This is a genomic window from Pseudomonas sp. SDO5271_S396 (genome assembly GCF_054071795.1).
Genome location: NZ_JBSVWB010000002.1, coordinates 88,916 through 114,852 on the forward strand (window position 1 = coordinate 88,916; position 25,937 = coordinate 114,852).

Annotated in this window: 17 protein-coding genes and 1 pseudogene; all 18 read right to left on the reverse strand. The window is 63.7% G+C overall.

Translation table 11 applies throughout. The features are described from left to right. Positions 1-35: 35 nt before the first annotated feature. Positions 36-566: pseudogene (locus ACW9IN_RS02075) on the reverse strand (methyl-accepting chemotaxis protein); the annotation flags it as partial. Between the two features lie 1,145 nt (positions 567-1,711). Then, on the reverse strand, positions 1,712-3,877 hold the full coding sequence (locus ACW9IN_RS02080) for a TonB-dependent siderophore receptor (RefSeq protein WP_457364326.1): 2,166 nt from the start codon (positions 3,875-3,877) through the stop codon (positions 1,712-1,714). Between the two features lie 354 nt (positions 3,878-4,231). Further along, a complete protein-coding gene (locus tag ACW9IN_RS02085) occupies positions 4,232-4,711 on the reverse strand; it encodes a cytochrome P460 family protein (protein WP_457364327.1) in 480 nt (159 codons plus the stop codon). Further along, positions 4,711-5,745, reverse strand: a complete 1,035-nt coding sequence (locus ACW9IN_RS02090) for an alpha/beta fold hydrolase (protein WP_457364328.1) — start codon at positions 5,743-5,745, stop codon at positions 4,711-4,713. The genes ACW9IN_RS02085 and ACW9IN_RS02090 overlap by 1 nt, the downstream gene beginning before the upstream one ends. A gap of 132 nt (positions 5,746-5,877) precedes the next feature. Further along, the gene (locus ACW9IN_RS02095; protein ID WP_457364329.1) at positions 5,878-8,412 is read right to left on the reverse strand and encodes an autotransporter family protein; all 2,535 of its coding nucleotides are present in this window, start codon (positions 8,410-8,412) and stop codon (positions 5,878-5,880) included. A gap of 247 nt (positions 8,413-8,659) precedes the next feature. After that, the gene (locus ACW9IN_RS02100) at positions 8,660-9,421 is read right to left on the reverse strand and encodes a PIG-L deacetylase family protein (protein WP_457364330.1); all 762 of its coding nucleotides are present in this window, start codon (positions 9,419-9,421) and stop codon (positions 8,660-8,662) included. 179 nt (positions 9,422-9,600) lie between these two features. Further along, a complete protein-coding gene (locus ACW9IN_RS02105; protein WP_457364331.1) occupies positions 9,601-10,260 on the reverse strand; it encodes a glycosyltransferase in 660 nt (219 codons plus the stop codon). Then, positions 10,257-10,856, reverse strand: coding sequence for an SAM-dependent methyltransferase (locus ACW9IN_RS02110; RefSeq protein ID WP_457364332.1), 600 nt, complete (start codon positions 10,854-10,856; stop codon positions 10,257-10,259). Before ACW9IN_RS02110 ends, ACW9IN_RS02105 begins: the two co-directional genes overlap by 4 nt. Further along, positions 10,853-11,611: a PIG-L deacetylase family protein gene (locus ACW9IN_RS02115; protein ID WP_457364333.1), complete on the reverse strand. Its 759-nt coding sequence runs from the start codon at positions 11,609-11,611 to the stop codon at positions 10,853-10,855. The genes ACW9IN_RS02110 and ACW9IN_RS02115 overlap by 4 nt, the downstream gene beginning before the upstream one ends. Beyond that, positions 11,608-12,606: an acyl-CoA dehydrogenase gene (locus ACW9IN_RS02120; RefSeq protein WP_457364334.1), complete on the reverse strand. Its 999-nt coding sequence runs from the start codon at positions 12,604-12,606 to the stop codon at positions 11,608-11,610. The genes ACW9IN_RS02115 and ACW9IN_RS02120 overlap by 4 nt, the downstream gene beginning before the upstream one ends. Before the next feature lies 1 nt (position 12,607). Then, positions 12,608-14,767 carry a glycogen debranching protein GlgX gene (gene glgX, locus ACW9IN_RS02125; RefSeq protein ID WP_457364335.1) on the reverse strand — a complete coding sequence of 720 codons (2,160 nt, stop codon included), beginning with the start codon at positions 14,765-14,767 and terminating at the stop codon, positions 12,608-12,610. Positions 14,768-14,890: 123 nt separating this feature from the next. Then, positions 14,891-15,145, reverse strand: coding sequence for a DUF2934 domain-containing protein (locus ACW9IN_RS02130; RefSeq protein WP_457364336.1), 255 nt, complete (start codon positions 15,143-15,145; stop codon positions 14,891-14,893). Between the two features lie 23 nt (positions 15,146-15,168). Then, the gene (locus ACW9IN_RS02135; RefSeq protein ID WP_457364337.1) at positions 15,169-17,931 is read right to left on the reverse strand and encodes a malto-oligosyltrehalose synthase; all 2,763 of its coding nucleotides are present in this window, start codon (positions 17,929-17,931) and stop codon (positions 15,169-15,171) included. After that, complete coding sequence (gene malQ, locus ACW9IN_RS02140) at positions 17,928-20,012, reverse strand: 4-alpha-glucanotransferase (RefSeq protein ID WP_457364338.1); 2,085 nt, start codon at positions 20,010-20,012, stop codon at positions 17,928-17,930. Before malQ ends, ACW9IN_RS02135 begins: the two co-directional genes overlap by 4 nt. After that, on the reverse strand, positions 20,009-21,754 hold the full coding sequence (gene treZ, locus ACW9IN_RS02145) for a malto-oligosyltrehalose trehalohydrolase (protein WP_457364339.1): 1,746 nt from the start codon (positions 21,752-21,754) through the stop codon (positions 20,009-20,011). Before treZ ends, malQ begins: the two co-directional genes overlap by 4 nt. 19 nt (positions 21,755-21,773) lie before the next feature. Beyond that, complete coding sequence (glgA, locus tag ACW9IN_RS02150) at positions 21,774-23,330, reverse strand: glycogen synthase GlgA (protein ID WP_457364340.1); 1,557 nt, start codon at positions 23,328-23,330, stop codon at positions 21,774-21,776. Between the two features lie 566 nt (positions 23,331-23,896). Then, positions 23,897-24,850 carry a D-2-hydroxyacid dehydrogenase family protein gene (locus ACW9IN_RS02155; protein WP_457364341.1) on the reverse strand — a complete coding sequence of 318 codons (954 nt, stop codon included), beginning with the start codon at positions 24,848-24,850 and terminating at the stop codon, positions 23,897-23,899. 26 nt (positions 24,851-24,876) lie between these two features. After that, complete coding sequence (locus ACW9IN_RS02160; protein ID WP_457364342.1) at positions 24,877-25,881, reverse strand: alpha/beta fold hydrolase; 1,005 nt, start codon at positions 25,879-25,881, stop codon at positions 24,877-24,879. Between the last annotated feature and the right edge of the window lie 56 nt (positions 25,882-25,937).

The following is a 25,937-nucleotide window of genomic DNA, read 5'->3' on the forward strand; positions in this document are numbered from 1 at the left end:
CAATGGCCGGTCAGCGGATAATCAGCGCATGTCGCTCACGAGTTCGAGCCCTGGGGATGAAAGCGGCGCCCCAGCGCGTCCAGCCGTGTGGCGATCGGCGGCAGGCGTTCGCTGCTGCGGGCCAGGGTTTCCACGTCTTCGGCGGTGCCTTGCGCGATGCTCTGTACGGACTGCAAGCGGCCAACGATGTCCAGGTTGGCGGCGGACTGTTCGCGGGTGGTGGTGACGATGCGTCCGTTGAGTTGATCGATATGGGCGATGTCGTTGCCGACGGCCTTGAGCATTTCCACGGCCAGATGGCTGTCTTCCACACAACGTTCCACGCCCTGGCGGCTGTCGTGCATGGCGTCGACGGCCTTGCGGCTGCCTTGCTGGAGGCCCTCGATGATCTGGCGAATTTCCTGGGTGGAGAGGGCGGTACGCTGGGCCAGGTTGCGCACTTCGTCGGCCACCACGGCGAAGCCGCGACCTTGTTCGCCGGCGCGGGCGGCCTCGATGGCGGCGTTGAGGGCCAGCAGGTTGGTCTGTTCGGCAATGCTGCTGATGACTTCCAGCACCGAGCCGATTTGTTCGGCCTGTACCGCCAGCGATTGTACGGTCTCGTTGGTACCATTGAGGCGCGAGGCCAATTGGGTGATTTCGTGCTGGGCGCGGCCGACGCTTTCCTGGCCGCGCTGAATCTGCCGGCTGGCTTGCCCTGCGTGTTCGACCGCCTGTTCGACGTGCACGGTGATGTGGCCCATGGCGTCTTCCATGCGCTGCATCGAGCCGGTCATCTGGGTGATTTCTGCCAATTGATGCCGTGCGCCTTTTTCCAGGGTGCCGCTGGCGTGTGCCAGCTCGTGGCCCAGTTGGCCGAGGCCGTGGGAGTCGCGGGTGACGCCGTCGATCAGTTGGGTGAGTTGCGACAGGAAGTGGTCGAAACGTTGGGCCAACGACACATGCACCTTGCCTTCAGCCTGGGTGGTCTGCGCAGTGAACTGAGAAGTGACGGCGAGCATCTTTTCGAGCATTTCCTGGCTTTCCACCGCTTCGGCCTGGCTGTGCACGGCCAGGTAGAGCAGGGCGACGGTTTCCATCACCACGTAGAACGCATGAACGAAGATCATGCCCCAGCCGCCGTGATGCTCCATCACGAACACCGGGAAACCCTGATGCTGCAACGCATGGAACACCACGTGGTGCACGGCGATGGTCACGGCCGCCACCAGGATCGGCAGCCAGTCGCGGTAAAACGTGAGCACCGCGAGCAGGGCGAAAATGCCGAAGTGGGATTCGATCACGCCCTGTGCCTGGTTGATGTGCAGCGCCGCCATGACCATCAGCCCGGCACCGAGGGCGCAGCGCATCACGCGGGTACCGCCGATGGCACGGTAGAGCGCGGTCAGCACCAGGCTGGTGCCGCCGCCCACGAACACGGCCTGCAACAGGCTGTCGTGCCAGAACGCCAGGCCCAGGGAAAACGCGAACATCAGCCAGACCAGCGCCAGCATGATGCGGTCGGCTTTGCGGTAGTGCTCGAAGAAACGCGTAGAGGTGGGCATGCACACTGACTCCATGTGGTGTAGTCGACGCAGGACGAGGGCAGGGTGGAGCGAATCGGCGGTGTTCGATTTTTTATGGGATTCAGTGATGCTTGTTATCTATCGGCATCAGGGGGAGGGACTTGAGGAGCGGCTGCCCGGGCAGGCAGCCGTTGATCGGATCGCGGTCAGAAGCTGTATTTGGCCGTGAGCATCATGTTGCGCGGGTTGCCATAGGCGTCGCCGCCGTAGCTGACCGAGTTGGCGATGGAAGAGTAGTAGCGACGGTCGAAAATGTTGTTGGCGTTGAGCTGCAGGTCGAGGTGGTCGCTGACCTTGTAGCCAGCCATCAGGTCGGTGACGGCGTACGCGCCTTGTTTGAGGCGATAGCTGCTGCCATCCGCCAGCGTGAGGTCGTTGTACATGCGGCTCTGCCAGGAGATGTTGCCGCCGACCCGGAGTTTTTCCAGAGGACCCTGGAAGTTGTAGCGGGTGGTCAGCTTGAACAGGCGCTCGGGGGTGTCGGTGTCGAACTGTTTGTTGACGTTCTGCGGGTTGGCCTCGTCCTTGATGGTGTGGGTACGCGCATAGGTGTAGCCGCCGCCGACCTGCCAGTTTTCGGTCAGCGCGCCTTGCAGTTCGAAGTCGATGCCCTGGCTGCGAATCTCGCCCGAGCCTTCATAGCAGGAGGCCTGCGGGCAGTTTTGCACGAACACCTGCACGGCGCGGTTTTCCTGGTCGACGCGGAACAGGGCCAGACTCGCATTCAGCGCGCCACCCAGGTATTCGCCCTTGACGCCGACCTCGTAGTTTTTGCCGACGATGGGCTTGACCGGCGTACCGGCAGTGTCCTTTTCGCTTTGCGGCGTGAAGATATCGCTGTAGCTGAAGTAGACGGAGTGATGGTCGTCCAGCTCGTAGATCAGGCCGGCGTAGCGGGTAAGGTTGCGCGTGACTTTGTAGTCGGCCCCATTGTCGTCGCCGTGGGCGTCGTAGTCATACCAGTCCAGGCGCGCGCCGAGAATCAGCTTCAGCGGGTCGGCCAGGCTCAGGCGGGTAGTGAGGTACACACCATCCTGGGTGGTGACGGCGCGGTCGTTGCTGTTATGCACGAAATCCGGTTTGCCTGCGGTGAGCGGCCAGTTGGTGTCGTAGGGAGTGTAGTTGTGGGTGGTCATGTCATAGATGCGCCGGCTGGCGCCTACCACCAACTCATGGGTGCGTCCGAACGCCTCGAACGGGCCGCTGGCGAACGCGTCGATGCCGGCTTGCTTCTCATCGTAGGCGGCCTGGTAGACCGTGCGCGCCAGCGTGTTATTGACCCAGCGCGACTGGTAGGAGCCGGAGAACAGCGCGTTCTGTTCGGCGTAATTGGCGTTGACTTGCAGGCTCCAGTCGTTGGCCAGGCGTTGGCGCAGTTCGGCGAAGACCGTGTTGATCTCCTGGTCCTTGTTTTCCCAGTCGGTGCCCGGGTTGTAGGAACGTGACAGGTTCAGGTGGTGACCATCCTGGCCGACCATCGAGGAGCCCCAGAAGTAGTTGGTCTTGTCCTTCTGGTTCGAGAAACCGAGGGTCAGGGTAGTGTCCTCGCCCAGATCGGCTTCGGTGACGGCGTAGAACAGGCCGTGATAGTCCTCGGCGTGGTCGATGAAGCTGTTGGCATCGCGATAAGACGTGACCACACGGCCGCGCCAGGTGCCGCTGTCGTTGAGCGGGCTGGAGGCGTCGAGTTCGCCACGGTAGTCGTCCCAGCTGCCGGCGGCGCCGGTGAGGGTGACTTTCTGCTCGTCCAGCGGGCGCTTGCGGATCAGGTTGATGGCGGCCGACGGGTTGCCTGCGCCAGTGACCAGGCCGGTGGCGCCGCGCACCACTTCGACGCGGTCGAACATCGCCAGGTTCGGCTGGGCGCCGACCGACACGCCGTTGTAGCCGCTGGGAATGCCGTCGTACATGAGGTTGTCGATGTCGAAACCCCGTGATGTGTACGACTGCCGGCCAGGGCCGCTGGAGAAGTTCAGGAACAGACCCGGCGTGGCGTTGACGACGTCGTTGATACTGGTCATGGCCTGGTCGTCCATGCGTTGGCGTGTGATAACGGTCACGGCCTGCGGGGTTTCACGCATCGTCAGTGGCAGCTTGGTCGCGGTCTTCATCGCGCCGGTGGTGTAGGACTGCGTGCCTTCGGTGGTTTCGCCCAGTTGGCCTTCGCCCGAGATTTGCGTAGCGCCCAACTCCAGTGTGGCGGGTGGTGTTTCAGTGTCGGCGGCGAAGGCCGCTGTCGAGCTTGCCAGGCAGACCGCCAAAGCCATCAGACTGGGTGAAAAACCTTTGCCATTGCGTTGTTGCACAGACATGAAACTGACTCTCCCCGATACACCGTCCCTGGCGAATAATAAAGATGTTGATAATTATTCGCATCAGTGTGACGGATTGGATCCGGGAAAAAAAGCCTTTGCCAAGAATTGGTTAACGAATTTTTCACATTAAGAGAGCAGGCGTTTTGCCACTTTCAAAGACGAAACGCCGTCAATCCGGGGTCGCTACCCGTGATTGATCAATCCGGGAATCGTCAGGCGGCTGGTCGTTCTGACCTCGCGTCTTCCTGTAGCAGGGCAAGGATGGCGCGATCGGCCGGACACACGCCTGGCGCTGTGCGTGATGCCGGCCTGGTTTATCTGGTTGGGGATTGCCCACCAGCTGTCGCGCTTTCAGGGCGCTAGCTTGGTAAAGACGTAATCCCGGTCTTTCACCAGCGCCTGGTGGCAGGCGAAGCAGGTCTGATGCTGTGCCTCATCCGCCGGCTTGCCGTTGATGAAACGACCAAAGCCCCAGCCCCCGGTGGACGCGTATTTCTTCGAGTCCTTGACCATGAACTGCACCGTGGTGGCCGCGCCGGGGATCGACGCGGTCTTGAACTCCGGCGACTGTTCGTGTTTCCACGCCAGCTTGGCCAATACGGTGCCATCGGGGAAGGGCAGCTTGCCCTCCCGGTAGGCTTTGAGTGCAGCGCTGTTGCCCAGCACCACACGCAGCTCGTTCAGCGGGTCGGCCTCCTGGGCCGGCGCCACCAATTCCCATTGGCGGTAGCCGTCGGGGATGGTCACGCCATAGATCGGTGACGGGGCGCTGTCGGCGAAGGCACTGGCTGAACCCGCCAGGGCCAGTGCGGCTATGTAGAGGCGCTTCATCACAGATGGTCCGCGTCGATGACGGCTTTGGCAAACGCTTCGGGCGCTTCCTGCGGCAGGTTATGGCCAATGCCACCGTTGATCAGGCGGAATTCGTATTTGCCGGTAAACCGCTTGGCGTAGTCTTCGGGGGCCGGGTGGGGGGCGCCGTTGGCGTCGCCTTCCAGGGTAATGGTGGGCACGCCGATGGACGGGGCCTGGGCGAGCTTTTGCTCCAGCGGATCGTATTGGGTTTCGCCCTGTACCAGGCCGAGACGCCAGCGGTAGTTGAACACCGTGATAGCCACATGGTCGGGGTTGTCCAGGCCTTTGGCGCTGCGGTCGAAGGTAGCGTCGTCGAAGGCCCATTTGGGCGAGGCGAGTTGCCAGATCAGCTTGGCGAAATCATGGGTGTTTTTCTGGTAGCCCGCCGCACCACGCTCGGTCGCGAAGTAGAACTGGTACCACCATTGCAACTCGGCCTTGGGTGGCAACGGGTTTTTACCGGCGGCCTGGTTGCCGATCAGGTAACCGCTGACCGACACCAGCGCCTTGACCCGCTCCGGCCACAGTGCCGAGACGATATCCGCCGAACGTGCGCCCCAGTCGTAGCCGCCCAGCACGGCTTGCTTGATCTTCAGCGCGTCCATGAAGTCGATCACGTCGCTGGCCAGTGCCGCCGGTTGACCGTTGCGCAGGGTTTTATCCGACAGGAAACGTGTGTCGCCGTAGCCCCGGGCGTAAGGGATCAACACGCGATAGCCCTTGGCGGCCAGCAACGGCGCGACTTGCGCGTAACTGTCGATATCGTAGGGCCAGCCGTGCAGCAGAATCACCGCCGGACCGGTGGCCGGGCCGACTTCGGCGTAGGCCACGTCCAGCAAGCCGGCCTTGACGTGCTTGAGCGCACCGAAACCCGTCTGCGGGGCCGCGACGGCACGGGTTGGCGCTTCGGGCATTTCCGCGTGGGCCATGCCCATCACACCGAATTGCGACAGGGCCAGGGCCAGGAAAAGGGAGTGGCGGTTGAAGCGGCGATTCTTCTGAGTGTGCATGGCGAGCCTCCCGGGGCTTGATGTTTGCCTGGTGCTCAGTTGAACGCCCGGCTGTATCTGGCCTGTTTCAGGAAACCCGCCGAGTTAAAGACTGTGTATCGCAGGGCTCTCCGTACACACTGCGATACAAACCTAGAATTCGATTCTCACCCCCAGCGTTCCTTCGCGACCGCTGGAGCGGTTGCTGTCCAGATTGCGCTGGTAGCCCACTTCGCCATACAGGCTCACGCCTTCAGCGACCTGCACCCTGGCGCCGGTGCCGAGTTCAAGGGTGGTGGATTGCTGCTCGGTGTCGATCCGCGTGACATCGTTGTAGATCACGCTGTTTTCCCCGGCGCGGGTGTGCCATACGTTTGTCCGCACGTAGGGTTGCCACGGCATGCCGTAGAACGTGTAGTCACCGCGCAGGCGTACGCCCAGGCGCGTGGTGACGCGGGTGTCGGCGCTGTACTTGACGTCGGAAATTCCGTCGTTTTGGCTGTCCAGGCGGGTCTTGCCCACGATCAGTTGCGCCTGGGGCTCCACGATCCAGTTCGATGTGATCGGCAGTGGCCAGCCCACTTCGGCAGAGGCAGTGAGGTCACGCCCACGGGTCTTCATCTTCACGCCCCGGTCCGACTCGTTGTTGCCCGTGAAGCGGGTGCCCATCAGCACCAGGTCCACATACGCCTGGTTCGCACCGATCAGCGTCCAGTAAACCCCCAGGCTGTCGCCGCGCAGGGTGGTCTTGCCTGCGTCCATGTCCTGCCAGCCGCCGGTAAAGCCCTTGATGTTGCCTTTGAGCGTGCCATGGCCGACAAACACGCCGGCGCGCTGCGTGCCGCCGCTGTCGTGGGTATGGGCATACACATCGCTGCCCACCTGAAATCCCGTGAGCCTACTGTCCAGCGTCGGATTGACCGTCCCCGCAAAACGCTGCCGGCTGCTGTTGCCATAGACCCGGCCCCAGCCCGCCGGAATATTGCCTGCCTGTTGCCGGCTCTGGTCACCCATGCGTTCGTGATAGGTGCCCAGCAGGGCGCGCACCATCTGGTCGGCCGCGGGAAAGATCGCTGCGTAGATCGGCACTTCCTGGCGGTACAGAGGAATCGGTGTCAGCCCCGGGTTGAAGGGCAGCGGCGCCGCGCCGGGAGCTGGCAAGGGCACGGTCACTACGGGGCCGGGTGGTTGCACGGGCACCGTGGAGCGCAGGTAATAATTGTTTTCGGTACCCGCCGTCACGCCGCCCCTGAACAGGCGATAGTCAAATGCGCCGGCAGACACCGGCCCCGCGAGACTGAAGGCGCCGGCACTGCCGGTGGCACCGTTGAGTGCCTGAACTACCTGAATGCCATCTTGCAGTGTCGCCGCGCCCGCGCCGCCCAGGTTGGTCACGCTGATGGCCGTGGTGCCGCCGTAGGTGCCCTGGTTGATCACCAACTTGTCGCTGGGCGAGCCGTCGCCCCCCAGCGCACTTTGCAGTGAAAGGCGCCCGCCGTTGCCAGTGTAGTTGCCGTTGATGGTCAGGGTGTCGCCGGCACTGGAACTGCCAGTGAGCATATCGATCAAGCCGCTGTTGTTGACGGTCACCTGCTGGCCGGCGGCAAAGGCGCCGATGACCCCGGTGCTGACCAACAGTTTGCTGGTGCCATCCAACCCCAGCGTGCCAGTGCCGGTCGCGCTGTCACCCAGGGTGAGCGTGCCACCCAATGTCAGCTCTGACTGGTTGTCGAGCTGCAGGTTTTCCCAATTGGTCAGCAAGCCCGGATTGTCGACTTTGGTGTTGTCCAGCGTAAGTCGGTCGTTGTCCAGGCCGCCGTCCAGCAGTTGGGTGGCGTTCACTTGCGCAGCGCTCAGGCTCTGCAGCAGCGCCGTGTCGTCGCCTGCACCCATCAGCACGAAGGAATGCAGGTTGCCGCCGCTCCAGATGAACTGGTCATTGCCGAAGCTGAGCAGGATCTGCCCGTTGACCTCGCCGCCGGACACCGTCACTTGGTCGTCACCGCCGCTGACACTGATATTGCCGCCGACGAACGCTGTGCCCGAGATCAGAATGGTGTCGTTGCCAAAACCGGTCACCAGGTTGCCGATGATCCTGCCACCTGACATATCGAACAGGTTGTTGTCGAGCTTCATGTCAACGCGGCCGATGGTGCCGCCGGTCATGGTGGCCTGGTCGCCGTCTTCGAATGCCCCGGGGATGGTGCCGCCACTCATGTTGAAGGTGTCCAGGCCATCGCCCTGTGCCAGTGAGGCGACGGTGCCGCCACTCTGGGCATAGCTGTCGATGCCGCCGCCCTGGCTGATGGCGCCCACCTGGCCACCGGCGATCTGCACCACATCGGCGCCGGCGCCCTGGGTCACGGAACCGGTGACGCTGCCTTCGTTGATACGAAAGATATTCGCCCCGTCGCCCTGGCTGAGCGAGCCGTCGATGCCCGCACTCGGCCCGTTGATGTCCACCAGATCGTTACCCGCACCAAGCACCACATTGCCGGTAATCCGCCCGGTGGCGGTGATATTCAGGGTGTTGTTGCCAGCGGTGTCGGTAAAGCCCGGCGCCGTGGCGCTGTCGCAGGAGGAGGTGTCATCTGCGGCAGTGATGACGGGCGTGCAGGCTCCGTAGGAAGTCGTCGGCGAAACTGCCACGACCATCAGGTACAACCACGAAAGTGTCCGTATGCGCATGATCCGTCCTCGCTTGGGGGGAACGTTGTCCCGGCACCTGCAAAGGCAAGTGCGGGCCAGACCATGACAACGTGACGCGCGATACGGATCAGGGAGTGCGGGTTACCTGTTCGAAAACACCGGCCAATGCAAGGCGTTGGCATGGCTTTCTCGACTGCACCTCAACAGGCACAGCACTTTTTGCACCCTAGTCGTCCCTCGAGCAGAGCGCTACTGTCAGAACTAACAGGTAGGCACGAATAAAACCCTACGAAAAAACGATTTCGTAGGGTTCGCGCATGCGTTCGAGCAACACTTGCGCGAGCATCGGCGCCAGGCCGATGGCGGGATCGCCGACCAACTGGCTGGCGTAGGCGTGAGCCGCGTGCAGCTTGCGCGCAACGCTCCAGGTGTCGAGCCGCACCTTGCGCGCCCGCTGCCACGGAATCACCGAGGCTTCGCGCGCCGGCCAGTGCCAGGCCCAGATCGGCAGTTCGTAGAGGTGCGCACCGATCAGGGTGCAGGCATTCGCGCTGGCACGGCCCACCGCTTCGTGGTCGTCGTTGCCGTCCTTGCGCCAGGTGGTGAAGACCACGTCGCCCGGTTGCAGGTAGCGCGCGATGAACTGGCTCAACTGCGGTTCGCGCGCCGACAGGGCGTTGTCGCAGAAGCCGCCGCGAATCCACTTCAGGCTGTGCAGCGGCATGCCGAGGCGGCGCAGGGCTTCCACGCTTTCCTGGGGGCGTACCACGCTCAGGCGACTGGCCGGCCAGACATTCGAGCCCGGGTGGCTGGCGCTGCCGTCGGTGATGGAGATCAGTTGCAAGGGGTGTTCAAGGGTGCACAGCAGTTGCAGCAGACCGCCACAGGCCAGGACTTCGTCGCCGGGGTGGGGGGCGATGATCACGACCCGCGCGCCAGGAGGCACCAGCGAGGTAATGGGGATGGGGGGAATCTGCGCCAATTGCGGGGCCGTGTTCCAGATTTGCACCGGGCCGCGGCGGCCTTCCTTCAGGGAGGCAGGTTTCATGGGGGTCACATCCTTGTCGAGTGAGGCGGGGTCGTACGCCATGGCGGGGACGACTCTCTTTTACCCACGACAGACTCCGCCGTCGTGGCTGCATGACACTCCAACCCTTGGACTGCCAGCAAGGCGTCCTCAGCATAGACAAGGATTCGATTCTTTTACATCGTGAAACATCGATTTTTTTACGTAGCGCACACCAGGCCCTTCAAATAATCGCCAAACCCGCCCTGCGCGCGAGCGTCGAGCCGGGCGCTGGTGATCACTTGCGGGGCATGACTCCAGGCGATATTCGCGCCTGAGCGCTCCAGGTCCCGCACCAGTTGCACATCTTCATGGCACGCCAGTGGTTCGAAACCACCCGAGCGTACATAGGCACTGGCGCTGACCCCCAGATTGGCTCCATGCACATGCCGATGGCCATCCCGCGCCTCATAACCTTGGTGATAGCGAATCTGCGCCGCCGCATCGAACCCTTCGCTCCAGGTATCGACGGTGACCGTGCCGCACACCGCATCCACCTCCAGGGCCAGCTGTGCCACCAACCAGTCGGGTGCGACGCGGCTGTCGGCATCGGTGCAGGAGATCCAGCGTGCCCCCAGGTTTAACAGATGCCGCGCACCAACCCCACGCACGTGCCCGACGTTGCGTGCCTGCACTTCCAGGCACTGCACTTGATAGCCTTGGGCAATACGGGCGCTGCCATCGCTGCAACTGTCCAGCACCACCAGGATCTGCACGGCCTCACCCTTCAGGGCCGGATGCCCGGCGGCGACCATCGCCGCGTCCAGGCACGCCTCCAGCAGCAGCTCTTCGTTATGGGCCGGGATCAGCACACCGATCATCGCAATTCCTCGAGGGTGGCAACCGAGGTGCCGTCGCGGCTCCACAGGTCGAGCAGAAAGTCGCTTTCATGGTGGCGAACCAGCGAATGCAGGGGCAGGCGCTCTTCCAGGAGGGCATGCACCTGTTCGCCCGTTTGCGGACAACCCTCGATAGGCGGGCGCCAATGGCAGGCGAGCAACTGGCCGCCGTCAGTCAGGGACGCGACGGCCTGCTCGATCAGGCGGCAGAGGTCCTGCGTGTCGAGGTAGTAGCACAGCTCACTCAAGACGATCAGTTCGAAGCGTTCGGTGGGCCATTGTTCGGGCAGGCGGGATTGGCGTACCTGCGCATGGGGAAATCCCCCTAAACGACTGCGCGCCAGGTCGACTGCCGCCGCTGCGGTGTCGCAGCACAGCAGACTGTCGCAACGCGGCGCCAGTTCAGCGCTCAATTCACCATTGGCGCAGCCAGGTTCGAAAATCGAGGCGTAGCGCGGGCGAGTCAAGGCAGCCAGGGTCAGTGCACGCTTACGACGCTCGTACCAGCGCTGGCGAAAAGCCCAGGGATCGTCGTTACCGGCAAACATCCGATCAAAGTAAGGCGTTGCCACACTCATACGAAAACCACCTCAAAGGGTTGCAGCAAGCGCTCCACCACATAGGGCGCCAATACCGGCGGCAAACCGATCTGCGGGTCGCCCTCCAGTTGGCTGGCAAACGCGTGAATCGCGTGACGCTTGCGGGCCACGGACTCGCACGTCAGCGGAATTTTACGGGCGCGGTGCCAAGGTACCTGGGCGTCTTCAGGCGTGGCCCAATGCCAGGTCCACACCGGCAGTTCATACAAGGCGGCACCCGTGTTCGAGGCCGCCTGGGCGCTGGCGCGACCGACCGCTTCATGGTCGCAATGACCGTCTTCACGCCAGGTGGTGAACACCACGTCATTGGGTTTGAGATAACGCTGAATGAACCCGCTCAGTTGCGCCTCACGGGCGGCGACCTTGCCGTCGGTGAAACCGGCGCGCAGCCATTTCAGGCTGTGCAACGGCACACCCAGTCGGTGCAGGGCCTGCGCCGACTCCTGGGGGCGGACCACGCTCAGGCGTTCCACCGGCCAGCGCCGCGAGCCCGGATGGCTGGCGCTGCCGTCCGTCACAGAGATCAACTGGATCGGCCGATCCAGCGCCGCCAGGCCTTGCAGCAAGCCACCGCAGCCCAGCACTTCATCGTCCGGGTGCGGGGCGATGATCACCGCGCGATGGCCTTCGGGCACCAATTGCTCGACGCTGACCTCGGGCAGCTCGGCCAACCGCGTCGAACCTTGCCAGTGATGCAGCGGCGTGCCCTGACCAACGATCGGGTTGGGTCTCATAGTTGCCACCTCCCTGTGGGGTCGCCGGCCACCTGTTCGCCCAGGGCGGCCAGGTCGCGTTCGGCGTGACTTTGACGCATGTACACCGGCAGGTCCGCCATCAACTGTGCGAAGTGCGGGTCCTTGCAATAAGGCCCGGCACCGACGGCGCGGCCCACATGGCGCATCACCTGTTCCACGGTGTCCTCAATGGATGCCCGGGCCTGTTGCGCCAGTTGCCTGGCATCGGCGCGGGGGTCGCGGTCGATCTGCTCCGCGCAGGCCCGCAGCACACAAGCGGCGCTGTTGAGGGCACTGTCGACCGCACCCAAGTGGGCGAGGGCGTGAGGTTCCGGGCGTTTGCCGCACTGCTCGCGCAGCGCTTCGCCCAGGCGTTGCGCGGCGCCGTACCAGCACGCGGCGATGCCCACACCGCCGTGCCAGAAGCCGGCGCGGCTGAGGTAGTCGCCCGGGCCGCCCACTGCGATGGCGTAGGCCCCGCTGAACACGATTTCGACACTGCCGGTGGCCGCCATGCCGACCGCATTCCAGCCCTCATCGGTGACGCTGACGCCCGGTTGCTGCATCTGCACGGCAACCAGCTGTTGGCGGTCCTGTTCATCCCAGGCGGTCAACAGCCCATGGCTGACCACTGCAGCGCCGGAGCACCAGGCCTTGCGCCCCTCCAGCGTCAATCGCGGGCCGTCACTGTGCACGCGCACCTTGGCGTTCGGCGGTTCGGCGGCCCACATCCCCCAGGTGCTGCCCAGAGGCGGCAGCGGGCTGTGCAGTTCGGCGATGATCGCTAGGGCATCGGTATGCCCTTCGAACAACTTGCACAGCCGCAGGTCGTGCCCGGCCACTTGCGCCAGCCGGCTGAAGCGTTCCAATGTCTGGCCGCCGCCGGGCAGCGGCAGTTGGTCCAGGCCTTCTTCCTGAAGCGCCCTCAGCGCGGCCCCCAGGGCCTGCGTGTCCGCATACCCCCGGAAGCCCTGAAGGAATCCATGAAGTGCCATGTCACACCTCTTCCTCGTATTGCAGCTCGAACAACAATAGCGAACGGCCGGTCACGGCGTACTCGTGATCGAACTCGAAGCGTTCCTGGCCGCGCACCGAAGGCTGGTTGGTGTCGACCATACAGGTCCAGAAGCCGCCTTCCGGTACCGGTGGCAGGCGGAAGTTGACCAGGTCGTGATGGGCATTCACCACCAGCAGCAGGGTCGCGTCCGCACCGGGGCGACGGATGCCGGTTTCCTGGGCCCGGCCATCCATCAGCATGCCCAGGCAGCGGCCATGGCTGTCCTGCCATTGCTCGGTGCTCATTTCATTGCCGTCCGGCGCCAGCCAGGTGACGTCCTTCACGCCGATGTCTTCGTTATAGTCGCCCACCAGGAAACGACCACGGCGCAGGATCGGGTAGGTCAGGCGCAACTTGATCAGGCGCTTGACGAACTTGAGCAGCGACTTGCCATCATCGTCCAGGTCCCAGTTGACCCAGCCAATCTCGCTGTCCTGGCAGTACGCGTTGTTGTTGCCGTGCTGGGTGCGCGCGAATTCGTCGCCGGCGACGATCATCGGCGTGCCCTGGGCCAGCAGCAGCGTGGCGAAGAAATTGCGCATCTGGCGCAGGCGCAGGGCATTGATGTCCGGATCGTCGGTGGGGCCTTCGACACCATGGTTCCAGGACAGATTGTTGTTGCTGCCGTCCTGGTTGTTTTCGTCGTTGGCCTCGTTGTGCTTGTCGTTGTACGACACCAGGTCGTGCAGGGTGAAACCGTCGTGGGCGGTGATGAAATTCACCGAGCTGTAAGGCCGGCGCCCGCGATGGTTGAACATCTCGCCCGAGGCGGTCATGCGCCCGGCAAAATCGGCCAGCTGGCCGTCATCGCCTTTCCAGAAGGCGCGCACGGTGTCGCGAAAGCGGTCGTTCCATTCCACCCAACCCGGTGGGAAGTTGCCCACCTGATAGCCGCCGGGGCCGCAGTCCCAGGGTTCGGCGATCAGTTTGAGCTGGCGCAGCACCGGGTCCTGGCGGCAGGCCACGAGGAAACTGTGGCGCTCGTCGAAACCGTCGCGGTAGCGCCCCAGAATGGTGGCCAGGTCGAAGCGGAAACCGTCCACGTGCATCTCGTTGGCCCAGTAGCGCAGGGAGTCGGTGACCATTTGCAGCACGCAGGGATGGCTCAGGTCCAGGGTGTTGCCGGTGCCGGAGTCGTTGATATAGAAGCGCTTGTCATCGGGCATCAGCCGGTAGTACGAGGCGTTGTCGATGCCGCGCATGGACAGGGTCGGGCCTCGCTCGTTGCCTTCGGCGGTGTGGTTGTAGACCACGTCCAGAATCACTTCGAGCTTCTGCTCGTGCAGGTGCGCGACCATCTCCTTGAACTCGGCGATCTTGCCGCTGGCCAGGTAGCGCGGGTCTGGTGCGAAAAACGCGATGCTGTTGTAGCCCCAATAATTGGTCATGCCTTTTTGCAGCAGATGCTGGTCGTTGACGAACGCGTGCACCGGCAGCAATTCCACCGACGACACCCCCAACTGGCGCACATGCTTGAGCACGTCATCCACCATCAGGCCGGCGCAGGTGCCGCGCACCGCTTCGGGCACCGACGGGTGACGCATGCTGAAGCCGCGCAGGTGGGTTTCGTAAATGATCGTGCGGTCCCACGGCACACGTACCGGCTGGTCGTTGCCCCAGGTGTGGGCGGGGTCGATCACCTTGCACTTGGGTACGAAGGGGGCGCTGTCGCGTTCGTCGAAACTGAGGTCGTCATCGGGGTGGCCGATGGTGTAGCCGAACAACGCTTCGGACCACTTCAGCGCGCCCACCAGTTGTTTGGCGTAGGGGTCGATCAGCAATTTGTGGTGGTTGAAGCGATGACCGTTGGCCGGGTCATACGGACCGTACACGCGATAGCCGTAGATCAGCCCGGGATGGGCGTCGGGCAGGTAGCCGTGGAAGGTCTCGTCGGTATATTCGGGTAGCTCGATGCGTTCCAGCTCCACTTCACCGGTGTCATCGAACAGGCACAATTCCACCTTGGTGGCATTGGCCGAAAACAGTGCAAAGTTGACGCCCAGGCCGTCCCACGTGGCGCCAAGGGGGAAGGGCAAGCCTTCACGAATCCGCGACGGCTCGGTTTCGGGCGTCGCCTGGCCTTTATCGGGTTGGCTCATTGAATTGCTCCTGCAGGGTGTTTTTTGGGCCGAACGCAACCGCGCCGGCTGTGCGCCAGGCAAATCTCAAGTTCGGAGTGTGGTTTCCTGTGGGAGCTGGCTTGCTCCCACAGGGGATAGCCGTCAGCCCGCTGGCTTGGGCGGCGCCTTGGGCTTCTTGGGCGCGGCAGCTTTCGCAGCTGCGGGCTTGGTTTTGGGCGCAGCCTTCGGCGCGGTTTTCGGCTTGGCGGCCGCCTTGGGCTTGCTCGGCGTCAGGGCTTCGGCTTCCGCCAACTTGCGCGCCATCTCCCAGTGCCGCGTGTCCTGTCCATGGGGCTTGCCTTCAGACTCCCAGATCTGATGCGCCAATTCGCGTATGCGTTTGTCTTCAGTGCTCATCACAATGCTCCTCGCAGAAAATTTCAGCTTTGTCGATCATCAGAATTGGTGAAGACATTGACCGGGAGCTCCCCCAGGGCAGTGCTGATCAGCAGCTCCTTGTCTGGTGTGACTGCACCGGTATGAAAAAGTCCCTTCCAGTTTCGGGTCGGGGCGGCGAGCGGTAATTTCACCCGCGTATCGCCCCAAACCCGCGCATTGATCAGCGGGTGCACCGCGTTTTCCAGCAGGTGATGGGGCCAACGCGGCACCAGCACCAGCACCCATTGACCCGCCCATTCGCGGCTGAATGCCACCACCCGATCCGCCTGCGCGCCCACGACCTCCAGCGGCGTGTAGGTGCCGCTGTGGAACAGCTCGGGCCAGGCGTTGCGCAAGGCCAGGGCTTGGGCAATCACGGCTTGTTTGAGGCGTCCGTCGCGCCAATGGAACAGCAACCCGCCGAGGTCCGGCGGGGCGGCCAAGGCCTGTTGGCGCGCGATGAAATCCACCGGACGACGGTTGTCCGGATCGACGAGGCTGAAGTCCCAGAACTCGTCGCCCTGGTACAGGTCCGGCACGCCAGGCACGGTGATGCGAAGCAAGGATTGCGCCAGCCCGTTCACCGCACCAGCCGGGGCGATAACCTGAACAGCTGCGTTCAGGGCATCGCGCAAGGGCTGGCCGGCGTCACTGAGCAGCAGGCGCTTGAGGAAGCTTTCCACACCCTGCTCATAGGCGTCATTCGGTGCACTCCAACTGCTCTGTAGCTTGGCCTCGCGCAAGGCTTTTTGTTGCCATTGCCACAGGCGCTGTGCGTAGGCCTCGAGCGCCGCGTTATCCGTGAGGTCGAGGTCCAGCGGCCAACTGCCGAGCAACGCCTGGTAAAGGATCAGCTCATCGCCCGCTGACGGCGCCTCGGCGGCGTCACGCAACGGGGCGGCGAGTTCGCGCCAGTGGGCGACCTGCGTGGCATACCAGCCTGCGCATTCGCTCAGCACCGCCAGACGCGCGCGGGTGTCCTCGCCGCGTTTGTGGTCATGGGTAGCGGTGGCCAGCAGGTTGTCGGGGAAGGCCCGCAGGCGTTGTTGGTTGACGGCATGGAAATCCGCCAACGACGCACTGAACTGTTCGGTGCTGAAGCCCACGTCGTTGCGCGACAACAGCACCGCCGAGCGATAGAACGCGGTGTCTTCCACGGCCTTGGCGGCGGCGGGCGAGGTCAGTTGCTGGAAGCGCACACAGGCGTGCTTGAGGATCTTGCGTTCACGGCCCACCGGGCGATTGCGCCAGGGCTGGCCGCCGAGCCAGTTTTGCAGGTGTTCCAGCACCGGCCAGTCGCCTTCGCCCAGGGTGCTGCGCGCGCCGTCCATGGCCTGCTGGAACACCCGGTCGTCGGCGGCGCTGCGGCCCCGGGCACTGATGTAGGTGCGGTACACCGGAAAGTGCACGATCAGTTCCTGCAACGCCCGGCGGATGGCACCCAGGGTCAGGTCGCGGGTCATCACGTCGTCACGGGCCACTTGCAACAGGGCCTGGGCCACGCTTTCGAAGTCGCCGCCGAGGGAACCGTTGAGGATCTGCTGACGCGCCAGCCGCGCCTCGTCGATAAAGGCCGGCGGGCGTTCGCTGTGATGCGCCCAGAGTTTGGCGAGGGTTTCGGCGCCCGCCGGATCATGTTGCAGCAAGGACACCTGGTCCATGAATTCGTAGCCGGTGGTGCCATTTACCTGCCAGTCTTCGCGCAGGGTTTCGCCTTGGCCGAGGATCTTTTCCACGAAGATCGGCAAGTGCCGTCCGGGCGCCAGTGAATCCACCCGGCGGCGCAGTTTGCGGCAATACCCCCGAGGGTCGGCCAGGCCGTCGATATGGTCGATGCGCAAGCCATCCACCAGGCCGTCACTGATCAATTGGAAGATCTTGCCGTGGGTGGCTTCGAACACGGCGCTGCGCTCCACGCGCAGGCCGCCCAGCTCGTTCACATCGAAGAAGCGCCGCCAGTTGATGTCGTCTGCGGCGGTGCGCCAGCTGGCCAGGCGATAGGTCTGTTGTTCCAACAGTGGGTGCAGGCGCTCGAAGCCTTCGGGCTGGCGCCCGTCGAATGCGTTCAAGCGTTGCTCGATCAATGGCAATACGTTGCCAGCCTGCTCGGCCAGCGCGCGCTTGAGCGGCACGGCGGCGGCGTGGGCGTCGTCCTGATCGGCCAGGGCGCTGAAACGCTCGGCCAGCGGCTTGAGCGGTTCGTCGGTGCCGAGTATGGCCGCGTAGTCCCGTGGGCAGATCGGGAAGCGGTGTTCGTAGTGCTGCGCATAAAACTCGCCCTGGGCCGCATCGAAGCGCAGCGCCAGGGTGCCGGTTTGCAGGGCTTCGCCGTAATCGCTGCCGAGGAACGGCATCAGCAGTTGCCCCTTGAGCAGCGGGTCGGGGGAGTGCCACTGAATGTCGAAGAATTCGCTGTAGGGGCTCAAGCGGCCCCATTCCAGCAGGTCGAGCCACCACGGGTTATCCGCGCCGCCCACGGCCATATGGTTGGACACGATGTCGAGGATCAGCCCCATGTCGTGTTCGCGCAGCGTGGTCACCAAACGCCGCAACGCGGCCTCGCCACCCAGTTCCGGGTTGACGCGGGTGGGGTCGACCACATCATAGCCGTGCATGGAACCGGCCCGCGCGCTGAGCAAGGGCGAGGCATAGAGATGGCTGATGCCCAACTGCGCGAAGTACGGCACCAGCGGCACTGCATCATCCAGGGTGAAGCCTTTGTGAAATTGCAGGCGTTGGGTGGCGCGTAGCGGCAAGGCCTTCATCGGTCACGCTCGTAGGCCTGGTTGCGCGCCACGGCCAGTAGCTCCAGGCGGCGGGCGGCGTTGTCGTTGTCGAGCAGGGCACTGGCTTCCCCCGGCAGGCGTCGCCGCCAGTTGGGGTGTGTGTCGAGGGTGCCGGGCAGGTTGGCTTGTTCTTCGATGCCCAGTGCGTCTTCCAAGGGCAGCAATACCAACGGTGCGCGGGTGTGGCCGAGGTAGCGCACACTGGCGTCGAGCACGTGGTCGGTTTCGTTGCGGATCTCGTCGACGAAGTTCTGCGGGTCCTGGCTCAACGCCTGGCGCAGGGCCTGGCGTTCGCGCAGGCGGTGTTCGCTCCATTGTTCGACGGTAGGTGCGTCGATCAGGCTCAGTTGAATGTTCCACTCGATATCACGGCTGTGCCACCAGCCGTTGAGCGTGGGCAAGTCATGGGTGCTGGTGGTGGCCAGGGCGTTGTCCGGCCAGTCGAGGATCGGCTTGAACTGGCCATCGTGGTTTTGCTCGAACAGCAGCACGCGCATACCCAGAATCGAGCGACCGCTGAGTTTTTCGCGCAGGCCGTCGGGCACGGTGCCCAGGTCTTCACCCAGTACGATGGCCTGGTGCCGATGGGATTCCAGGGCCAGCAGACGCAGCAGGTCATCCACCGGGTAATACAGGTAGGCGCCTTCCCGGGGCGAGGCGCCCAGGGGAATCACCCACAGGCGTTGCAGGCCCATCACATGGTCGATACGCAGACCGCCGGCATGGGCAAAGTTGGCGCGCAGCATCTCGATAAACGCGCGGAAGCCGTTGCGTTTCAAGCCTTCAGGGGAGAACGCGGAAATGCCCCAGCCTTGACCGGCGCGGTTGAGAATATCCGGCGGCGCGCCGACGGTGAGGTCGGCGAGCAGTTCGTCCTGCCGGCTCCAGGCCTGGCTGCCACCACCGTCGGCACCCACCGCCAGGTCGGCGATCAGCCCGACGCCCATGCCACTGCCGCGCGCCGCTTGCTGGGCGCGCTCCAGGCTGCGGGCAACCAGCCATTGGGCGAAGGCGAAGTAGCCGATTTCATCCGCGTACTCCTCGGCGAATTGCGCCAGCGCGGGGCTCTGTGGGGTCCGCCATTCCTGGGGCCAATGACGCCAGTCGAGGTCTTCGCCGGCCTCGGCACGCACCGCTTGCACGGCTTCGAAGCGGCAGTGGTTCTCCAGGGCTTCGCCGCCGGCCTGGCGGAAGCTCAGAAAGTCGGCATGCTGCGGATGCCGGCCGTGGCGGAAGTCTTCATACAAGGCGCGCAGCAAACGTTGCTTGGCGCTGGCGGCGGCGGGCCAGTCGATCAGGTTGTCCTGTTCCAGGGCATGCAGCGTCTCTGCCAGGCCGCTGGCCTCGATGGCGTTGCGCACTTCGCGCTCACCGAGGATGCAGGCCGGTGACGCGTAAAGGCTGTTGAGGAACAGTCGGCTCGACGGCGAATAGGGGCTGTAGCGCCCGGTGTCGGCACTGAACATTGCGTGCATCGGGCTGATCGCCAGGGCATCGGCGCCGCGTTCGGCGGCAGCGCGGGCCAGGTGTTCCAGGGCCAGGGTGTCGCCGAAACCGCCGTCGCCCAGACGCCGCAGTGCATAGAGCTGGGCGCTGAGGCCCCAGGCGCGGGCAGGGCGGCTGTTGACCGCTTCGGCCACGCTGTAGCAATGGGCCGGGGCCACGGCCAGGGTGAAGGTCTGCCCGTTGATGTGCACCTGGTGATAACCCAGGGCGATCACTCCGGGCAGCACGGCGTCGCCATCCAGGCGCAGGTCCAGGGTATCGCCGTCTTCCAGGCTGACGCGGCACAGGGTGTCGTGCTCGAAGTAACGAGCCAGGTCGAGGCCTTCGCCGCTGTCGATGGTGAGCAAGGGCGGCAGGTGCTTGTCTTGCTGTATCTGTTCCAGCGCCAGCAGGCTGGCGTCGATTTCGGCATCGGTGTCGGCCGGGTGACCCAGGCCTTTGAGAACGGCGCGCAGGGCGTCGGGTTTCACTCGTTGCGGGCGGCCGTTTGCGTCGATCCAATCGACGGCCAGACCCGCGCGGCTGGCGAGGATTTCCAGGTTCGCTTCGCTCAAGGGTGCTCTCCAACAGGGAATAGAGTGACGCGCGCGCCAAACGGCGCCAGTTGTGCGTCTTGATGGGCGGGCGTTTCGTACAGGCGCTGGCCGCAGGCGGGATGCTCCAGGGCGGTTGCGCCCAGGTTCAAGTCGATCTGCAACAGGCTGCCGTCGCCCAGTCGCCAACGTGCGCTGACGGCACCCGGTGCCAGCACCTGCGCGCCCAAGGCCACGCAGCCGGGCAGGTGCGGCAGGATATGGCGATGGCGCAAGCTCAGCAGGTGACGGTAGAACTGCGCGTGTTCCGGGTGGCTGAACGTCGGTGTGGATTGTTCGAAGGTTGCGGCGGCGTTGGGGTCTGGAATGCGCTTGCGTCGCTCAGGGTCCTTGAATGCAGCGAAGTCGGCGAATTCGTTGCGCCGGCCTTCGCGCACCGCTTCGGCCAGCTCGCCATGGTGGTCGGTGAAAAACAGGAACGGCTCGCTGGCGTTGACTTCATCGCCCATGAATAGCAGCGGAATCATGGGTGACAGCAACAGCAGCGTGGTCGCTGCCTTGAGTGCTTCGGGCGTGCAGAGCTGATGCAAGCGTTCGCCCAATGCTCGGTTGCCGATCTGGTCGTGGTTCTGCAAAAACAGCACGAAAGCGCTGGGCGGAAGGTGGGCGCTGGGTTCGCCGCGTGCATGGCCATGCCGGGTGGCTTCGCCCTGGTAGATGAAGCCTTCCCCCAGGCAGCGCGCGAGCTTGGCGGTGGTGTCTTCGGCGAAGTCGCGGTAGTAGGCGTCGGTCTCTCCGGTGAGCAGCACGTGCAGGGCGTTGTGGCCGTCGTCATTCCATTGCGCGTCGAAGTGGTGCTCCAGCAGGTGCGCCTGGTTGAATTCGTTTTCCAGCACCAGCCACACGTGTCGGTCAATGTCCGCCTGTTGGCGCACCCGTTCGGCCAGTTCCTGCAGAAACCCGGGGTTGTCGATGGCGTGCACGGCGTCCAGACGCAGGCCATCGAAGCGGTATTCGAGCAGCCACATCAGCGCGTTATCGAGAAAAAAATCGCGCACTTCCCGGCGGCCGAAATCGATCCCGGCGCCCCAGGGCGTGTGCACGTCTTCGCGGAAAAAGCCCTTGGCGTACTGGCCGAGGTAATTGCCATCCGGGCCGAAGTGGTTGTAGACCACGTCGAGGATCACGGCCAGGCCGTGTTCGTGGGCGCAGTCGATCAAATGCTTGAGTTGTTCGGGCGTGCCGTAGGACGCCTGGGGCGCATAAGGCAGCACCCCGTCGTAGCCCCAATTGCGCTCGCCGGGGAATTGCGCCAAGGGCATCAGTTCAATGGCGGTTACCCCCAGCTCGGCCAGGCGTGGCAAGTGGCGCTCCACGCCGGCATAGCCGCCCAGCGCACCGACATGCAGCTCGTAGATCACCGCTTCGTGCCAGGGGCGACCTTGCCAATGCGTATGCCGCCATTGGTAGGCCAGTGGATCGACCACCAGGCTCCAGCCATGCACATCCGACGCCTGGGCCCGAGACGCCGGGTCGGGTACATCCTTTTCCCCGTCGATATTGAAGCGGTAGCGCGTGCCCGCCGGGCAGGGTATTTCCGTTTCGAACCAGCCATCCGCCTGGGGCAGCATGGCGATGGACTTGCCGTCTTCCAGCTCGACGCTGACATAAAATGCGTCTGGCGCCCACAGAGCGAATCGCGTGTGTTGCGCGTCCAGCATGATTGCGCCGTGGGGCCAGGTTTCCAGAGTCCGTGACGGCATCTGCAGAGACCTCCCTTGGTTATTTCGTCGGTTTCCCCAGTGCCTTGGCCACCAGTTGTTCGTAGAGTTCGGCGTAGGGTTCCACCGCCTGGCACCAGTTGAACGGTTGAGTCATGGCGCGCGAACGCATGGCGTTGAGCAGGCCCGGGTAGGCGAAGACCTTGAACGCGCGGCTCAGGGCTTCTTCGAAGCTTTCCACGGTGGACTCGTTGAACAGGAAACCGGTGACGCCGTTTTCAATGGTGTCCGCCAGCCCGCCGGTGTTGCGCGCCACCGGCAGCGAACCGAAACGCTGGGCGTACATCTGGCTCAGGCCGCAGGGTTCATATCGCGATGGCATCAGCAGGAAATCACTGCCGGCGAACATGCGGCGTGCGTCGGTTTCGTTGAAGCCGATTCGTACGCCGACCCGGCCCGGGAAGCGCAGGGCCAGTTCGCGCATGGCTTGTTCTTCTTCCGGCTCGCCGCGACCGATAACCGCGATCTGGCCGCCATGCTCGACGATAAAGCTGGCCACGGCTTCGGTGAGGTCCAGGCCCTTCTGGTAGACCAGCCGCGACACCACCGCAAACAGCGGGCCGGTGGAGTCGTCCAGGCCGAACAGTTCGCGCACGTGGGCCGCGTTGACCGCCTTGCCGGCCCAGTCGCCGATATTGAAGTTGTGCATCAGGTGCGTATCGGTGGAGGTTTCCCAGCTTTCATCGATGCCGTTGGGGATGCCACTGAGCAAGCCTTGTTGGGTCTTGCTGGCGAGAAATCCATCCAGGCCGCAGCCGAATTCGGGGGTGGTGATTTCCTGGGCGTAGGTCGCGCTCACGGTGGTGATATGGCTGGAATACGCCATGCCGGCCTTGAGGAACGACATCTTGCCGTAGAACTCCATGCCCTCCTGTTGCAGCGCATGGGGCGGAATGCCCAGCTCTGGCGTGGAAGCCAGGCTGACCACGCCCTGGTAGGCCAGGTTATGGATGGTGAACAGCGTCGGCGTGCGTGAACCACGCCAGTGCATATAGGCCGGAGCCAGGCCGGCGGGCCAATCGTGGGCGTGCACCAGGTCCGGGCACCAGTGAATCTGGGCGAGGTTGGCGGCCATGTCGGCGGCGGCCAGGCCCAGGCGGGCGAAGCGAATATGGTTGTCCGGCCAGTCGCGGCCGTTGTTGGCGCCGTAGGGCGTGCCTTCGCGCTCATAGAGCTCGGGGCAGATCAGCACGTAAATGACCAGGCCATCCTTGAGGTCCATGCGCCCGATCTTGCACGGTGGCAATGCGGCATGACCGCCCAGCTCACCGATGATATGGATCGGGTTGTCGCTCTCCATCACCTGCGGGTAGCCGGGGATCAACACGCGCACATCATGCAGGTGCGCCATGGCACGGGGCAGGGCGGCGGACACGTCACCCAGGCCGCCGGTCTTGATCAGGTCGGCGAATTCCGAAGTGACAAACAACACTTTCTTGCGATTGGGGTTCTGACTCACGATCGGCCGCATAGTGGTGGGCAGGTCGGCCAACGATGTCGGCCCCCCTGCTGGTTGACTGAAACGCTCTCCCTGAGTATCTACTGCGGCACTGATCATAATGCACTCCCATCTGTTGGTCGGCTAATGGCCCGCTGCCACCAGCTCCGATTGGCCGCATCCTGCGGCCAGGCGCACAAGCGCTTTACAAACTGGCAAGGCGTATGCCAGTTGCACGGTCGGCGTAAAAAGATTGGATGGACGGGCATGGGGTGTGAACCGCGTGCGCTCGCCTTACCTGAAACTGGACCTACGGCAGAGTTGGAAAGTTTCGATTTTTTGCGGGGTTTTTGTTTTGGAACGGACCCATCGGTCATGAGTCTAGGACAGATCCCAGAGCCTGTAGGGGTTCTGGGAAAATTTTGTAGGACAAAAAACTTTTAAGCCTATGCCCAACTGGAAGGGGTGGGGGGGTACAGGTTGTAGTGAGCGGGCTGCTTTTTGTGGTGAGCAGGCTTGTCGAATGCGCAGCAGCCCCAATAAAAACGCCGCATCCCTTCAGACAGAATGCGGCGCCTGGTTTCAGGGCCGCTTCGCGCCCCGGCGCAGGACAAGCCTGCTCACTACAGTGAGTATTTCAAACCGTGGGCTTGCCACATCGGTGCGGCTTGCCCTCGATTGGTGCGTCAGCCCAGCACCCGAATAGGCGCCGCATTGGCCCAGGCATGAATGTCTTCGATCATCTGCACATAGAACTGCCGGTAGTTCTGTTCGCTGACGTAGCCCACATGGGGCGTGGCCAGTACATTCGGCAGGCGACGGAACGGGTGGTCCACCGGCAGTGGCTCTTCGGCGTACACGTCCAGCGCCGCGCCGGCCAGGCTGCCACTTTCCAGGGCATGGATCAGCGCCTGTTCGTCGACGATCGGTCCGCGTGCGGTATTCACCAGGCGTGCGGTGGGTTTCATCCAGCCCAGGGCTTGGGCGTCCACCAGGCCACGGCTACGTTCGCTGAGCACCAGGTGCACGGTGAGGATGTCGGCCTGCTCGAACAGGTCGCGCTTGCTGACCCAGGTCACGCCTGACTCCGCTGCGCGCTCCGGGGTGAGGTTTTCACTCCACGCGATCACGTGCATGCCGAACGCCTGGGCGAATTTGGCCACCTTCTGGCCGATGCTGCCCAGCCCGAGAATGCCCAGGGTCTTGCCATGCAGGTCGCCCCCCAGGCCGATTTGCCAGTGGCCGGCGCGCAGGGAGTTGGCCTCGGCCACCAGGTTGCGGGTGGACGCCATGATCAACGCCCAAGTCAGTTCCGGCGCTGCGTGCTTGTAGCTGTCGGTGCCGCAGACCTGGATGCCCAGCGCCTTGGCCGCTTGAATGTCGATGGCGGCGTTGCGCATGCCTCCGGTAACCAGCAATTTGAGCCGGGGCAAGCCTTGCAGCAGAGCCTTGTCAAAGGTGGAGCGCTCGCGCATCACGCAGATCACCTCGAACCCCTGCAAACGCTCGATCATCGTGGCGGTGTCCGCCGGGTAATCGTGCAGGAAATGCACCTGGCCCACGGCCGCAAGGCTCGACCAGTCCACTACGTCACTGGCCACATTCTGCCAATCATCAATGACTGCGATCTGTACCGACATTCACGAGTGCCTCGAAAAGGGTTGGATTAAAGGGCATTCAAGCCCTGCAACAGTGCGGCATGAAACCGGACCGGTTCTTCCATCTGCGGTGCATGCCCCAGGCCCGGGAATTCCACCAGGGTCGCGTGGGGGATCAGCTTGGCCGCTTGCTTGCCCAGTTCTGCGTAGCGACCGATCTTCGCCTTGACCGCCGGCGGGGCGATATCGCTGCCAATGGCAGTGGTGTCGGCGGTGCCGATCAACAACAGAGTGGGCATCCGCAGGTCCTTGAATTCGTAATAGACCGGCTGGGTAAAGATCATGTCGTAAATCAATGCCGAGTTCCATGCGACCTGAGTATGCCCCGGGCCTTGGTTGAGGCCGGCGAGCATGTCGACCCAACGCTCGTACTCGGGCTTCCAGCGGCCTGCGTAGTAGGTGTTGAGTTCGTACCGGCGGATGCCCTCGGCGCTGAGTTTCAGCTCGCGCTCATACCACTGGTCAACGCTGCGGTACGGCACGCCCAGGGCTTTCCAGTCTTCCAGGCCGATGGGGTTGACCAGCCCCAGCTGTTCGGTTTGCGTGGGGTAGAGCAGCGCATATCGGGTGGCCAGCATGCCGCCAGTGGAGTGGCCGATGATCGTGGCTTTATGGATGTCGAGTTTTTCCAGCAATTGGTGGGTGTTGATTGCCAGTTGCTGGAAGCTGTACTGATAGTGGTCCGGCTTGCTGGAGGTGCAGAAACCGATCTGGTCCGGTGCGATCACCCGGTAGCCGGCTTCGCTCAGGGCCTTGATCGAGTCCTCCCAGGTGGCGCCGCAAAAGTTCTTGCCGTGCATCAGCACCACGTTGCGCCCATTGGGTTGGCCCTTGGCGGGGACGTCCATGTAGCCCATCTGCAAGGCTTTGCCCTGGGACTCGAAATGGAAGTGTTCGACCGGGTAGGGGTAGGTGAAACCTTGCAGTTCAGGGCCGTAGGTGGGGCTGTCGGCAAAGGCGGGAACGGTGGCCAGCAGCAGGCTGGAAAGGCAGAGCGAGCGGATCAGCGGCATGGGGACGGCTCCGAAAACGAGTGCCCGGATGCTGTTGCCGGTGGATTAAGTGGGGA

Excerpts from the sequence above, each read along its gene's own strand:
- ACW9IN_RS02100 (WP_457364330.1), bottom strand. The coding sequence starts at position 9,421 with ATGAAACCTGCCTCCCTGAAGGAAGGCCGCCGCGGCCCGGTGCAAATC.
- ACW9IN_RS02105 (WP_457364331.1), bottom strand. The coding sequence starts at position 10,260 with ATGATCGGTGTGCTGATCCCGGCCCATAACGAAGAGCTGCTGCTGGAG.
- ACW9IN_RS02155 (WP_457364341.1), bottom strand. The coding sequence starts at position 24,850 with ATGTCGGTACAGATCGCAGTCATTGATGATTGGCAGAATGTGGCCAGT.
- glgA (WP_457364340.1), bottom strand. The coding sequence starts at position 23,330 with ATGATCAGTGCCGCAGTAGATACTCAGGGAGAGCGTTTCAGTCAACCA.
- ACW9IN_RS02095 (WP_457364329.1), bottom strand. The coding sequence starts at position 8,412 with ATGCGCATACGGACACTTTCGTGGTTGTACCTGATGGTCGTGGCAGTT.
- ACW9IN_RS02085 (WP_457364327.1), bottom strand. The coding sequence starts at position 4,711 with ATGAAGCGCCTCTACATAGCCGCACTGGCCCTGGCGGGTTCAGCCAGT.
- ACW9IN_RS02135 (WP_457364337.1), bottom strand. The coding sequence starts at position 17,931 with ATGAAGGCCTTGCCGCTACGCGCCACCCAACGCCTGCAATTTCACAAA.
- glgX (WP_457364335.1), bottom strand. The coding sequence starts at position 14,767 with ATGAGCCAACCCGATAAAGGCCAGGCGACGCCCGAAACCGAGCCGTCG.
- ACW9IN_RS02120 (WP_457364334.1), bottom strand. The coding sequence starts at position 12,606 with ATGGCACTTCATGGATTCCTTCAGGGCTTCCGGGGGTATGCGGACACG.
- ACW9IN_RS02090 (WP_457364328.1), bottom strand. The coding sequence starts at position 5,745 with ATGCACACTCAGAAGAATCGCCGCTTCAACCGCCACTCCCTTTTCCTG.
- ACW9IN_RS02110 (WP_457364332.1), bottom strand. The coding sequence starts at position 10,856 with ATGAGTGTGGCAACGCCTTACTTTGATCGGATGTTTGCCGGTAACGAC.
- ACW9IN_RS02130 (WP_457364336.1), bottom strand. The coding sequence starts at position 15,145 with ATGAGCACTGAAGACAAACGCATACGCGAATTGGCGCATCAGATCTGG.
- ACW9IN_RS02115 (WP_457364333.1), bottom strand. The coding sequence starts at position 11,611 with ATGAGACCCAACCCGATCGTTGGTCAGGGCACGCCGCTGCATCACTGG.
- ACW9IN_RS02160 (WP_457364342.1), bottom strand. The coding sequence starts at position 25,881 with ATGCCGCTGATCCGCTCGCTCTGCCTTTCCAGCCTGCTGCTGGCCACC.
- ACW9IN_RS02080 (WP_457364326.1), bottom strand. The coding sequence starts at position 3,877 with ATGTCTGTGCAACAACGCAATGGCAAAGGTTTTTCACCCAGTCTGATG.
- treZ (WP_457364339.1), bottom strand. The coding sequence starts at position 21,754 with ATGCCGTCACGGACTCTGGAAACCTGGCCCCACGGCGCAATCATGCTG.